The organism is Providencia sp. PROV150, from assembly GCF_028481025.1.
Lineage (GTDB): Bacteria > Pseudomonadota > Gammaproteobacteria > Enterobacterales > Enterobacteriaceae > Providencia > Providencia hangzhouensis.
On the sequence record NZ_JAMPPJ010000020.1, the window covers coordinates 22,999 to 36,843 of the forward strand.

Genomic DNA, 13,845 nt, shown 5'->3' on the forward strand with positions numbered 1-13,845 from the left:
ATCAACCCCCAATGTAAAAGAAATTATCTTTAAATATATGGTTTCACTGTCAACCGTGTGGGAGAATGGCGCAAAGAAAGATGAGCGACAAAGAAACAAAAGGGGTGTGGATATGGTAGATAAAGCTGAACTCGATGCGCAGTATGAAGAAACTCGCTTGATCATCGAGGAATTACTGGAAGATGGTAGCGATCCTGATGCATTGTATGCGATTGAGCATCACTTCTCTGCGGACAACTTTGCTCTGTTAGAGAAAGCAGCCGTTGAAGCTTTTAAACTAGGCTATGAAGTCACGGATGCAGAAGAGCTCGAAATTGAAACGGGTGAAACCCTGATGTGTTGCGATGTAATCAGTGAAAGTGCTTTAAATGCAGAGCTGATTGACGCACAGGTTGAGCAATTAATGAAGTTGGCTGAAAAAATGGGCATCAACTATGATGGTTGGGGCACGTATTTTGAAGACCCAGATGCAGAGTATGACGACGAAGATGGTGATGATATAGACCCTGAAGATCGCGTGCATTAATTATTAGTCGCATCATATAATTACTTAAAAGGATAGCTAAAAACTATCCTTTTTCGTTTAGCGTAGAATTATAATGCCTTTAACATACGAATTTCACAGTCACTATGACCCGTATTTCCTAACGGTTCATCAATAAATTCAAACCCTAATTTTTCATATAACTTAATAGCAGCTTGAAGTTCTTTGGTCGTTTCTAAATAGCAACGAGTGTAGCCTTGCGCTTTAGCAAATTCCAGTGACATCAGTACGATTTGTTTTGCTAAGCCTTTGCCACGTAGCACGGAAGATAAATACATTTTCTGTAATTCTGCCGTATCGTTATCACCTCCCGCGACTTGTGAAACACCGCCACCGCCAACAATTTCGCCATCCATTTCCACCACCCAGTAAGCACTGCGCGGTTTGCTATAAACCTCAAATAAGGTATCTAAAATAGGGTCAGCAACAGCAAAGCCTTTGTCTGCGGTTAAGCCATGCTCAGCAGAAACTTCGCGGATCACCACGGCAATACCTGCGTTATCTTGTTGTTCGATAGGACGAATTTTGTAGTTTTGTGTTGTCATGTGAAACTCTTGATTATTATTATGTACAACTCAGTGTAGAGAGAACCAGAAGGGAACTTCAATCTGAGAACTGCGAACGCAGTCATTTGATGATACTCGAATAAAAAGCCCTTATCAACGAATCGATAAGGGCTTAAAAATGATTAGCTAATTAATAATTACAAAGAGGCGATGGTCACTTTTTGCGCTTCAATTTTAGCTTTTGCTTCAATATTGGCAGTTAAGCGTTCACGTTCTTTTTCAACAACGGCAGCAGGCGCACGGCTCACAAAACCTTCGTTAGCTAATTTACTTTCAATAGTTTCGATTTCTTTCACCACTTTTTCCAGCTCTTTATCTAAACGAGCCAGTTCTGCGTCTTTATCGACTAAGCCAGCCATTGGGATCAGCAGCTCTGCACCGCCAACGAGTTTAGTGACGGAAACCGGTGCTTCTTCACCATCAGCCAGTACGCGAATGCTTTCTAAACGTGCCATTGATTTGATAAAGCTTTGGTTTTCTTCAACGCGACGTTTAGCATCAGCAGAAGCGCCACGCAGCATCACATCCAGTGGCTTACCTGGGGAGATGTTCATTTCTGCACGAATATTACGTACAGCAATAATGGCTTCTTTGATCCACTCAAGGTCGCTCAGCGCAAGTTCATCCACTTTAGCCGCATCGAACTCAGGGAACGCTTGCAACATAATGGTATCGGCATCAATACCTTTAACCACTTTGACGCGCTGCCAGATGGTTTCAGTGATAAATGGAATGATTGGGTGAGCAAGGCGCAGTAAGCCTTCTAAGACCTCAATTAAGGTGAAGCGAGCCGCACGTACTTGTGCTTCGTTACCTTTATGAACAGCAGGTTTAGACAGCTCTAAGTACCAGTCACAGAATTCATTCCATGTGAAGTCATACAAAATACCCGCTGCGATATCGTAACGGTGAGTATCTAACGCTTCACGGTAAGCTTTCACGGTCTGATTAAATTGCGCCATGATCCAGCGGTCAGCCAATGAGAAGCTCATTTCGCCGCCGTTTTGACCACAATCTTGGCCTTCAGTATTCATCAGAACGAAACGGCTCGCATTCCATAATTTATTACAGAAGTTGCGATAGCCGGACAGGCGTTTCATATCCCAGTTGATATCACGGCCTGTTGACGCTAATGCCGCCAAAGTGAAGCGTAGTGCATCAGTACCATGGGCTTCGATCCCTTCTGGATACTCTTTACGAGTACGTTTAGCAATTTTTTCAGCCAATTGTGGCTGCATCATGTTGCCAGTACGTTTTTCAAGTAAATCTTCCAAAGAGATACCGTCAATCATATCTAATGGGTCGATAACGTTCCCTTTGGATTTTGACATTTTTTGGCCTTCTTCATCACGGATCAGGCCTGTCATATAAACGGTTTTGAATGGCACTTGTGGCTCGCCGTTTTCATCTTTGATGAAATGCATGGTCATCATGATCATACGGGCAATCCAGAAGAAAATAATATCGAAGCCACTGACTAATACATCTGTTGGATGGAATGTTTTCAGTGCGTCGGTATTTTCAGGCCAGCCGAGAGTAGAGAATGTCCACAGACCGGAAGAGAACCACGTATCCAGTACGTCGTCGTCTTGGCGCAGAGCAATATCCGCACCTAAGTTGTTTTCACGACGAACTTCGTCTTCATCGCGACCCACGTAGACATTGCCTTTTTCGTCATACCATGCAGGAATGCGGTGGCCCCACCACAGTTGGCGAGAAATACACCAGTCTTGAATATCACGCATCCAAGAGAAATACATGTTTTCGTACTGACGAGGAACGAACTGAATACGGCCATCTTCAACGGCTTTAATGGCATCACGAGCTAAAGGCTCGGTACGCACGTACCATTGGTCGGTTAGCATAGGCTCAATAACCACACCACCACGGTCACCGTAAGGCACCGTCAGGTCATGGGGTTTCACTTCAACTAACAGGCCAAGTTGTTCGAATTCTGCGACGATAGCTTTACGCGCTGCAAAACGTTCCATTCCACGGTAAGCTTCTGGGATTTCGCAGCTATAAGCGGTAGATGGGTTACCGTTGGTATCGAAAATTTCCGCTTCGTTACGAACGTTGCCGTCTAAGTCCATCATGTTAATCATTGTTAACTGATGGCGTTTACCGACTTCATAGTCATTAAAGTCATGAGCTGGAGTGATTTTCACACAGCCAGTACCTTTTTCCATGTCAGCGTGTTCATCACCAACAATTGGAATACGGCGGTTAACGATTGGCAAAATAATTTCTTTACCAATTAAATCTTTATAACGTGGATCTTCAGGGTTAACGGCGACACCGGTATCCCCTAACATGGTCTCAGGACGGGTAGTCGCGACCACTAAATAGTCTTTGCCTTCAGCCGTTTTTACGCCATCAGCCAATGGATAACGCAGGTGCCACATAGACCCTTTGATTTCACGGTTTTCAACTTCTAAGTCAGAAATTGCCGTGTGAAGTTTTGGGTCCCAGTTAACTAAGCGCTTACCACGATAAATCAAGTTTTCTTTATAAAGGCGAACGAACGCTTCTTTAACGGCTTTAGATAAGCCTTCATCCATAGTAAAACGCTCGCGATCCCAATCAACAGAGTCGCCTAAACGGCGCATTTGTTGTGAAATTGTACCGCCGGATTCCGCTTTCCACTCCCAGATTTTGTCAATGAACGCATCGCGGCCGTAGTCGTGACGGTTTTTACCTTCTTCTGCTGCAATTTTACGCTCAACAACCATCTGAGTTGCGATACCTGCATGGTCAGTTCCCGTTTGCCATAAGGTATTTTTACCTTGCATACGTTGATAGCGGATCATCGTATCCATGATGGTTTGTTGGAAGGCATGCCCCATGTGCAGGCTACCAGTGACATTCGGCGGTGGAATGACAACACAGAAGCTGTCTTGGGTGGTATCCCCATTAGGTTTAAAATAACCGCTTTTCTCCCAGTGAGCATATAGAGATTGCTCAATTTCTGCGGGGTTATACGTTTTATCGAGCGAAGGCTCATTCATTGGGCTATCTGGTTTCTTTTCCATTATCTTTTTGTATTCAGTAAGTTGGCGGCGCCGCCATAGTCAAATTGAAGCCGACGCTACGGTAAGTTTTATACCGCTCACGCGCCAACTGTTTTAAAGTTTCATCAATAGGTACGAAGTCTACCACTTCATGGAAAGCCGTGGCAAAATCTGCGAACTGATTTTGTAAATTAATCAGGACATCGCGTGGGGTATTTCCCCGTTTAGCAGGCCAACAAATTTCAATCGGTGCACCATAACGCGGCCCTTCACCCGCCAAATTATGCGGGACAAACTGGTGTGGATCGCGTTGCCACAAGGCCTCATCAATCTTTTCAGCTTGTTGCTGTGTTTCGCAAGCAACTAAAACACGCTTTCCACTGCGCCACATTTGTGCGGCAAGCTCACAAGCTAGCCATTCATGGGCTTCAAGTTCAGGATGTGGTGATGCCTGTTTTAGTTGGTAAAATGTACCTTTTTTCATATACCCGTCATACTTCAATTTGTAGGGGTGTTGGCTGCGCACTTTCGCCTTAGTCACATACTTTTGTATGCTCCTAAGGTCTCAATTGCTTGCCGCCTACCTACAAACTGAATTATTTAGGGTATAGCGTAAATTGCCATCCTTCAATTTGTAGGGGTGTTGGCTACGCACTTTCGCCTTAGTCACATACTTTTGTATGCTCCTAAGGTCTCAATTGCTTGCCGCCTACCTACAAACTGAATTATTTAGGGTATAGCTTAAATTGCCATCCTTCAATTTGTAGGGGGGTTGGCTACACGTTTTTGGTAACTAAGCGCAGAATTATGTCTATGTTGAATTATAACCTTTTTTATAGCTGCCTCAAAATGGCTTTCTTGGTGTATCAAAAAACCAAAAATAATATCCCGAGTCGCATAAATGCTCATCGGGATATTTTTACGAGTGATGTACAGCTAAAGCGTTAAATGAGATTACTCATCACCATTAAGGCCTGCACGGTTCAATAAGAACTGCGCTAGCATGGAGACAGGGCGACCAGTAGCGCCTTTTGCTGCACCTGAACGCCAAGCAGTCCCTGCGATATCAAGGTGTGCCCAGTTATATTTCGTCGCAAAACGAGACAAGAAACAACCCGCGGTGATAGCACCAGCAGGACGGCCACCCGTATTGGCTAAATCAGCAAAATTAGGCGTGATTTGGTCAAAATACTCATCAGCTAGAGGTAGACGCCATGCACGGTCACCCGCTTGCTCTGACGCGTTTAATAACTCATGAGCCAATGGGTTGTGGTTTGACATCAACCCAGTGTAGTGACTGCCTAATGCAATGACACAAGCCCCTGTTAAGGTCGCGATATCAATAACCAGCTCAGGTTCAAAACGCTCAACATAGGTGAGTGCATCACACAGAACTAAACGGCCTTCGGCATCCGTATTGAGGACTTCAACGGTTTGCCCAGACATGGTAGTAAGAATATCACCCGGACGATAAGCTCGCCCACCAGGCATGTTTTCACAGCCGGCTAATACCCCAATGACATTAATTGGCAACTGCAATTCAGTGATGAAGCGCATTACACCGTAAACAGAAGCGGCGCCGCACATATCGTATTTCATTTCATCCATGCCTTCGGATGGTTTGATTGAAATACCGCCAGAGTCAAAGGTTAACCCTTTACCTACGAGTACGATAGGTTTGCAGTCGGGATCTGGATTGCCTTTATATTCCATGATGGACATCAGCGATTCATTTTGTGAACCTTGACCCACCGCGAGATAGGCGTTCATTCCTAACTCTTTCATTTGCTCTTCACCAATGACTCGAGTGGTGAGTTTGCTGTCTGAAATATCTGCTAATTGACGTGCTTGAGACGCTAAATAACCTGCGTTACAGATATTTGGTGGCATATTACTTAAATCTTTTGCTGCTTTAACACCTGAAGCAATCGCTAAACCATGGGAAATAGCACGTTCACCACTGGTCAATTCACGGCGAGTTGGCACGTTGAAAACCAGTTTACGCAGTGGACGACGATGTTCTGTTTTATTACTTTTCAGTTGATCAAACACATACAGTGATTCTTTGGCTGTTTCGACAGCTTGGCGCACTTTCCAGTAATTATTGCGGCCTTTAACGTGTAATTCAGTTAAGAAGCAGACGGCTTCCATTGAACCAGTTTCATTTAACGTGCTGATTGTTTTCTGAATAATTTGTTTAAATTGGCGCTCATCTAATTCGCGTTCTTTACCGCAACCGATAAGTAGAATGCGTTCAGACAGAACGTTGGGTACATGATGGAGTAGCAGGGATTGCCCCACTTTACCCTCAAGTTCGCCGCGGCGCAGCAGGGCGCTGATATATCCGTCACTGATTTTGTCCAGTTGTTCAGCAATTGGGGACAGACGGCGTGGTTCAAAGACTCCGACAACAATACAAGCGCTGCGTTGTTTTTCCGGGCTACCACTTTTTACACTAAACTCCATGCGTTCTCCTGAATCTTAAAGACAAAGGCCGATGCTCCCGCTAAAATTAGCGTTTCGCATGATCTACCTCATAGAGAATGAACTCTTTATGTTAAACTAACCATCTATACGCGAAATAGCTCACGTTGTATGCTGCTAATTGCGATACACCATGAAGTATGGCGGGTATATCTGGTTTCTCGAATATTAAGCATGTTCTGATATTTCAACCAGTATAGAGAATGCTTTTATATCATTGTAGCCATACAATAAACTAGAGTATATGTTAGTAAATGGCAGACATCGAACGAACTTAGCCATTTTCTTCCCAAAAGACAAGTTTTCACAGGCGTAATAAGCGTGATCATTATTAGATATTTGGTACGGGAAACCCTGAAAAGTCAGTTAGCCATACTTTTTGTATTGATGCTAATCTTTTTTAGCCAGAAGTCGATAGATATTCTTGGCGCTGCGGTTCAGGGCAACATTCCCTCAAACTTAGTACTTCCTTTACTGGGGTTAGGTGTGCCTGAAATGGCGCAGCTTATCTTACCTTTGAGCCTATTCCTTGGGCTTTTGATGACCTACAGTAAACTTTACACTGAAAGTGAAATCACGGTAATGCATGCCTGCGGTTTAGGTAAAAGTGTTTTAGTAAAAGCCGCGTTAGTCCTAGCGGTCATTACCGCGATGGTTGCGGTGGCTAATATCACGTGGATGTTGCCGTGGTCATCTCAATATCAAGAGCAAGTATTGGCTGATGCGAAAGCGAACCCTGGGCTAGCAGCGATGGTGGAAGGGCAATTTAAAACCACTAAAGATGGCAATTATGTCCTGTACATTGGTGATGTAAAAGGTAGTAACTTCAAGAACGTATTTCTTGCACAGCTACGCGCTGCAAATGAACAACGGCCTTCAGTTGTAGTGGCTGATAGCGGTTATATGAAAGAAGACCCCGATGGCCGACAAGTCGTTGTTTTAAACGAAGGTACTCGCTATGAAGGAACCGCGTTACTGCGAGATTTTCGAATAACTGACTTTGTTAATTACCAAGCTATTGTTGACCACCAAACCGCAGAAACGCGTAGTGACCGAGTCGAGCAAAAAAATATGCTACAACTGTGGTCTGAAAATACTCCTGAAGTGAACGCGGAGTTCCATTGGCGTTTAACGATTGTATTCTCCGTTGTCGTTATGGCCTTGATGGTCGTGCCATTAAGCGAGGTTAATCCACGTCAAGGACGGGTATTAAGTATGCTTCCAGCGATGCTGCTATACCTCATTTTCTTTTTATTACAAAGTACATTGCGTAATAGTGCCGATAAGGGTGACCTTGACCCAAGGTATACTATGTGGGCGGTGAATGTGGGGTATTTGATATTAGCGATAGTCCTAAATGCGTGGAATACCGTCCCAATGCGACGTATGCGTCTTAAATTGAGTAAAGGGGTTGCCTGATGTTTGGTGTTTTAGATAGGTATATCGGTCGGACCATTTTAAATTCGATTTTAGTGACGCTATTTCTGCTCGTTTCACTGGCAGGGATCATTAAATTTGTCGAGCAGCTTCGCAAAGTGGGGGATGGTGACTATACGGCATTGAGCGCAGGTGTATTCACTTTATTAACTGTCCCAAAAGATATTGATATCTTCTTTCCAATGGCAGCATTGTTGGGAGCACTCATGGGGTTAGGGGCACTGGCTTCACGTAGTGAGCTAGTCGTCATGCAAGCTTCCGGTTTTACCCGCTTACAAATCGCATTATCGGTGATGAAAACAGCAGTTCCATTGGTCATTGTCGCAATGTTTATTGGTGAGTGGATCGCACCTGCGGGAGAACAGTGGGCAAGAAATTATCGCGCAGAAAAAATCGTGGGTAACTCATTAGTTGTGACAGATGAAGGTATGTGGGCAAAAGATGCCAATGATTTTATTCATATTCAGCGGATTAATAATGCGACATCGATTCAAGATGTGTCGATTTATCGTTTTGATGACCAACGTAAATTGAAGTCGGTGATGTTTGCTGCGAATGGTGAGTACGACTCGACAAATCAGCTTTGGGTGTTATCTCAAGTGGATGAGTCAATTCTAAGTAGCGAGAAAAAAATCACAGGTTCACAGCGATTGACGGTGGATTGGAAGACCAACCTAACCCCGGAAAAACTAGGAATAGTTTCACTGAATGCTGATTCGCTATCAATCCGCGGCCTGTATCAATATGTCTCATATTTAAAAGAAAGTGGCCAAGTGGCTGCGGTTTATGAGCTGAGCATGTGGAAAAAAATCCTCGCACCACTTTCTGCGGCAGTTATGATGCTAATGGCAGTTTCATTTATTTTTGGGCCGTTACGTACCGTTCCTATGGGCGTTCGTGTTATTTCAGGTATTGTGGGGGGATTCCTCTTTTACGTACTTAACCAAGGGTTCGGTAATTGGAGCTTAGTGTATTCGGTGCCACCGATTATTGCAGCAGCATTGCCAAGCGTCCTATTCCTGATAGTAAGTATCACATTGTTAGTTAAACGAAAATAACCGTTTATAGGCAAATAAAGGGCTGTGAGTCTTCGGGGTTCACAGCCCTTTTCTTTTTAGCATTGCTGACTTAGCAGGACATTACCTAAGTGACTAATAATCCCTAACAGTTTGTTTTGAGGGCGAAACATAATATATTGCAGCTTGTTTCCCTCTAATGCAGGGACATATTCACCTTTAACACCAATGACATTGCAACGGCTTTTGTTAGCTAATTGTTGGGCGTAAGAAAACATTCCACCGTTAGCGGTATATGACTGACGAAGAGGGTAGGCGTAATTCCATACTTTTTCGGTAAATTCATTTTGTGCTTTTTGGCGAGTGTTATCGACTAACTGTTTATATTCAGCGGTTTTTTCTAACTCTTTTTGATTGTTTCCCAGTTTGAGATAATTAAGCTGGCTAAGATCGATTTCTATCTGAGTAGGCTGCTGGGGAGTGGGGTAAGCTGTGTGGTGATTATAGATTTTTCTGAGCTGTAAAACTAATTCAGATGCTCTACCTTGTTTAATCGTGGAAGGGCGCAGTATATGGTGTGAGAAAAGTGAAGATATGTTCATCTGACTTCCTATTTTAACAAAATGAGAGAGAAAATAATCCTAGCTTTTCGGCAGGTAAAAACATTGTATAAAGCGACATTGAGGGTGAAATAATAGCTTGAAGGGCCAAGCTATTATATTTATCAGGTAACGACATGGTTTCGCTAACTATTTTGGCGTTTATAACTCAGCGTTTTTTACTGTTAGCTAAAAAGTGTATAACCGAGTGCGCTGATAAAGGCGATAAATGGCGGTTGTGGCCGAAATAATTTTCTTTTGGGGAGGGCTGCGTGAGGCTGGGGATCCATCGCTAAAATATTTTCACCGCTTTTATTAGCCAGTTGTTGAGCTAAAGAAAAAATGCCTCGTTTCATCCCATTAGGTGTTTTGAATTTGAAAGCAGCAGAACATTCTTCTCGATAAATACGCCGCTCTTCTTGTCGACAGGCTTTAATCGCTAGCATTTCAAGATCACCAGAATAGCTTTTGGGGATTGAGATAGTTATCGATCTTGCTTTTAACTCTTTTGGGCTGCTAATACAGTGGTTTTTAATATCATTCAGAATGTTATTAAACTCGATTGGGCTAATTTTACGTTGTGGTTCGGAATGATAGTTCAATATTGTTGAGGAGTTCTTGGTTCTCATTATGGACTCTTATAAGTAAATGACATTACTAAAATATTATCGAGAACCTAATAAAATTGATTATAAAAAAGGCTAAGAAAATTATCAAAAACAGCCTGAATATCTCAGGCTGTTGTCGCAATTAATGTAATAACGCGGGTAAATCCACGTTTTAAGGTTGGGGTGTAACTCGCCATTGCTTGTAACGCTTCGGCGGTACTCCTTCAATGTTTCCCATACGCATGGTTAGCAGACAGTGAAGCGAGCAGTTCGTTAACTCCAATTGTTAATTTACTGAATTTACTGTTATCTTTGCGGGTCATCACCACAAATACCCCAATATTTTGCTGTGGGATCATCGCCATATAGGTATTAAACCCACCGCCACCGCCAGTTTTTTGATAAATTCCCGGAGTGCCGTTTTTAGGCTTCATATACACCCACCCAAGGCCGAGTCCATCAGCATGCCCTGCAACATCCATCCCTTTAATTTCCAAAAGCTTTTCACGTGGAAAATAGATGCCTTGTTCACGGGCAGCGGTGACTTTTCTTAAGTTACTGTCTGTCGATAAAAATTGCTGCATCCATTTTTGCATATCTGCAGGGGTAGAATACACGCCACCACTTCCTGCTGCCGCGAGTGTGTTATGGCAAGGGCTTGGTTTTGTTCCTTCCATTAACCGTGCGCACTGCGCATTGTTAGGGGTATAAGTGGTATTCGTCATTTTGGCGGGAGATGCCACATAGTGGTTAAATAATTGGGGATAAGAGACTCCCGAAGCTTTAACCATCGCATCAGCCAATAAGTCATATGCTAAGTTGGAATAAGAAGCTTCTGTGCCTGGTGTAGCATCTAACTTACCTGTTTTTAGCCATGTCCAACGGTTATCTTGAGTTGGCCAAATAAAAACAGGGCGGCCCCATTTTCCACCGGGTTGTTCTCGAGGTAATCCACTGGTATGGCTCGCTAAATGATATAAGCGAATAGGCTGCCCGCTGGCATTATCAGGCACATTAACGCCGTGGTAGGCATACTGCTGTAACGGATCAGTAATTAACAGCTTCTTATCCTGTTCGAGCTTAATTAATATTTCGCTTGTCATTAATTTGGTAATTGATGCAATGCGAATTAATGAATTTGGACCGGGTTTTTTACCATTGCCAGGTGCGGTTTCACCATAATAGCGTGATAACGCCTGATTATTATCGATAACAATGATTGCCATGCCCCGTGCATTGCTTTCATTAAAAATGCGGTTAGCATACAAATCGACAATCTTAGCGACGCGCTCGTAAGTCCTTCTATCTCCCTCAAAAACCTGCCAATCTGAGGATTCAATATCATTACTTTGCAGAAACTTTGGTGCTTTTTCTGTCTTACTTGAGCACGCCATTAACACCAAAGACAATGCAGATACAGACAGAATTTTTAGAAATGATTTCTTCATGTTGGAAGCCAGCCGATATGATTGTTTGCAAATGACCTTTCAGCCAATATTATTTTTTCTTAGCGAAAATCTTCATTACGACACCAATTAAGATGCCAATAAAGATACCTGTTGCTATCCACCCAACAAAACCCATGATTAAACCTTAAATATTGACATTAGATTGCAGATAAACTAACAAAAATAATGACCTGCCGCCAGCCACAGAGCCTTGCGATAAGAAAAATAATTTGGGAGAAGTTAACATACTCATTAATAGATATATAAACAAAAGAAGCTTTCCCAGTGATTTAATCAGATCTAAGGAATATGCTTTTTTTTTAATCGAACAAACTGTAACTTCACGAATAAGTGTTGCCAGTAGACACAAGGCAAGTATAATGGCAGCGTTTTCCAAGAAACACATCACTTCGTGCCGGAGTGGCGGAATTGGTAGACGCAGTTGATTCAAAATCAACCGCCTTCGGGTGTGCCGGTTCGAGTCCGGCCTTCGGCACCATAAGAACATCAAGAGACGTCAACCGACGTCTTTTTTTGTATCTAAAATCCAGTGTTTGCAAGGCTTCCCCCGCGTTTTCAGTCAATGCATGTCAACTTAACTCAACCCACATCAACCTCCGAGTGAGTATACATCTGAGTATATCTTCGCTTCGATAATGTTTGTATACTCATTGTATCTCGAATTACCGATGCTAAAGCAATGCAGGCGCAGCCTGTGGCGTAGACACTTAGTTGGCTATGTAACTTGAAATCATCAACAGTAATCTGAGATATCTCGTTTATATACTCACTCTGGGGTGAAGAGGACAAAGAATATGGCATTAACCGATACGAAAGTTCGTGCAGCTAAACCAGACGAGAAAGCTTATACACTGACAGATAGTGATGGCTTGTTTCTTTATATTCACCCCAATGGCTCTAAATATTGGCGTTTCCGTTTTCGCTTTGGCGGTAAACAACATTTGATGGCTTTCGGTGTATACCCTGAAATCTCCTTAGCGGATGCAAGAGAAAGAAGGGACGCTGCCAGAAAGCAAGTTGCTTTAGGTATCGATCCTCGTGAGCTCAAGAAAGAATTAAAGGAAGAACAGCAAAAGGAATTTAATACCTTTGAGAAGGTAGCTCGCGATTGGCACGCAACCAATAAAAAGTGGTCAGAAGTCCATAGCCATCGAGTCCTCAAAAGCCTTGAGGACAATATCTTTGCCGCTATTGGTAAACGTAATATTGCTGAACTAAAAACTCGGGATCTTCTTGAACCCATTAAAGCCGTAGAGATGTCTGGACGTCTTGAAGTGGCGGCACGTTTACAACAGCGTGTAACTGGCATTATGCGTTATGCGGTACAAAGTGGTTTAATCGACTATAACCCAGCACAAGATATGGCAGGTGCTGTTGCTACAGGTAAACGAGTCCATAGAGCGGCATTAGAGCTCAAACGTCTACCCGAGTTATTACAACGTATAGATGATTATAAGGGAAGACCTTTAACTAAACTTGCAGTCAAACTTATCTTGTTAGTTTTCATTCGTTCCAGTGAACTGCGTTTCGCCCGTTGGGATGAAATCGATTTTGAAAATGCCATGTGGACGATCCCTGCTGAACGCGAAGCGATAGAAGGGGTTAAACACTCACATCGTGGATCAAAAATGCGTACCCCTCATTTAGTTCCATTAAGCCGACAAGCTATTGAGATCTTAAAACAGATCTATCAGTTCAGCGGCAACCACGAACTGATCTTTATCGGCGATCATAATCCTAGAAAACCAATGAGTGAGAACACGGTTAACAACGCATTACGTGTAATGGGCTATGACACTAAGACAGAAGTGTGTGGTCATGGTTTTAGAACAATGGCATGTAGCTCGTTGATTGAGTCAGGGCTATGGTCGAAGGATGCAGTAGAAAGGCAAATGAGCCATCAAGAGCGTAACTCAGTAAGGGCTGCTTATATTCATAAGGCAGAACATATTGAGGAAAGGCGTCTGATGGTGCAGTGGTGGGCGGATTATTTGGATGCGAATAGGGAGACAATCATATCTTCTTTTGATTTTGCTAAGAATGAATATTCCTAAGAGTAGTTTTGGTAAAACTTCTCAAAAATGATTTTATTTTGTTGAGTACTTAGGTCT

The 13,845-nt window shown here is 43.0% G+C and carries 11 protein-coding genes and 1 tRNA gene; 5 read left to right on the forward strand and 7 right to left on the reverse strand.

Annotated features, from left to right (window positions below; all coding sequences use genetic code 11):
• The first annotated feature begins 112 nt into the window (after positions 1-112).
• The gene (gene rraB / locus PSE83_RS13695) at positions 113-526 is read left to right on the forward strand and encodes a ribonuclease E inhibitor RraB (RefSeq protein ID WP_004907524.1); all 414 of its coding nucleotides are present in this window, start codon (positions 113-115) and stop codon (positions 524-526) included.
• A 68-nt stretch (positions 527-594) separates the two neighbouring features.
• Here rraB and PSE83_RS13700 read toward each other — a convergent pair whose 3' ends face one another.
• The 4 genes from PSE83_RS13700 to pepA form a co-directional block, all read right to left on the reverse strand.
• Positions 595-1,089 (reverse strand): GNAT family N-acetyltransferase, encoded by a 495-nt coding sequence (locus tag PSE83_RS13700; RefSeq protein ID WP_164565606.1) that lies wholly within the window; start codon positions 1,087-1,089, stop codon positions 595-597.
• A gap of 158 nt (positions 1,090-1,247) precedes the next feature.
• On the reverse strand, positions 1,248-4,118 hold the full coding sequence (locus PSE83_RS13705) for a valine--tRNA ligase (protein ID WP_197932690.1): 2,871 nt from the start codon (positions 4,116-4,118) through the stop codon (positions 1,248-1,250).
• 37 nt (positions 4,119-4,155) lie between these two features.
• Positions 4,156-4,605, reverse strand: a complete 450-nt coding sequence (locus PSE83_RS13710) for a DNA polymerase III subunit chi (RefSeq protein WP_036958827.1) — start codon at positions 4,603-4,605, stop codon at positions 4,156-4,158.
• Positions 4,606-5,075: 470 nt separating this feature from the next.
• Positions 5,076-6,587 (reverse strand): leucyl aminopeptidase, encoded by a 1,512-nt coding sequence (pepA, locus tag PSE83_RS13715; RefSeq protein WP_004264329.1) that lies wholly within the window; start codon positions 6,585-6,587, stop codon positions 5,076-5,078.
• 339 nt (positions 6,588-6,926) lie between these two features.
• Between pepA and lptF the strand changes: the two genes are divergently transcribed.
• Both lptF and lptG read left to right on the forward strand, forming a co-directional pair.
• Positions 6,927-8,024: an LPS export ABC transporter permease LptF gene (gene lptF / locus PSE83_RS13720; RefSeq protein ID WP_036958756.1), complete on the forward strand. Its 1,098-nt coding sequence runs from the start codon at positions 6,927-6,929 to the stop codon at positions 8,022-8,024.
• Positions 8,024-9,100, forward strand: coding sequence for an LPS export ABC transporter permease LptG (gene lptG / locus PSE83_RS13725; RefSeq protein WP_004264322.1), 1,077 nt, complete (start codon positions 8,024-8,026; stop codon positions 9,098-9,100). Before lptF ends, lptG begins: the two co-directional genes overlap by 1 nt.
• Before the next feature lie 56 nt (positions 9,101-9,156).
• Here lptG and PSE83_RS13730 read toward each other — a convergent pair whose 3' ends face one another.
• The 3 genes from PSE83_RS13730 to ampH all read right to left on the reverse strand — a co-directional run bounded on the left by PSE83_RS13730 (position 9,157) and on the right by ampH (position 11,713).
• Positions 9,157-9,660 carry a hypothetical protein gene (locus PSE83_RS13730; protein WP_004264319.1) on the reverse strand — a complete coding sequence of 168 codons (504 nt, stop codon included), beginning with the start codon at positions 9,658-9,660 and terminating at the stop codon, positions 9,157-9,159.
• A gap of 182 nt (positions 9,661-9,842) precedes the next feature.
• Positions 9,843-10,286: a hypothetical protein gene (locus PSE83_RS13735; RefSeq protein ID WP_272660919.1), complete on the reverse strand. Its 444-nt coding sequence runs from the start codon at positions 10,284-10,286 to the stop codon at positions 9,843-9,845.
• A 203-nt stretch (positions 10,287-10,489) separates the two neighbouring features.
• Complete coding sequence (ampH, locus tag PSE83_RS13740) at positions 10,490-11,713, reverse strand: D-alanyl-D-alanine-carboxypeptidase/endopeptidase AmpH (RefSeq protein ID WP_272660920.1); 1,224 nt, start codon at positions 11,711-11,713, stop codon at positions 10,490-10,492.
• 414 nt (positions 11,714-12,127) lie between these two features.
• Between ampH and PSE83_RS13745 the strand changes: the two genes are divergently transcribed.
• Together PSE83_RS13745 and PSE83_RS13750 are read left to right on the forward strand one after the other, a co-directional pair.
• Positions 12,128-12,212, forward strand: a tRNA-Leu gene (locus tag PSE83_RS13745).
• A gap of 316 nt (positions 12,213-12,528) precedes the next feature.
• The gene (locus PSE83_RS13750) at positions 12,529-13,788 is read left to right on the forward strand and encodes a tyrosine-type recombinase/integrase (RefSeq protein WP_272660921.1); all 1,260 of its coding nucleotides are present in this window, start codon (positions 12,529-12,531) and stop codon (positions 13,786-13,788) included.
• The last annotated feature ends 57 nt before the right edge of the window (positions 13,789-13,845 follow it).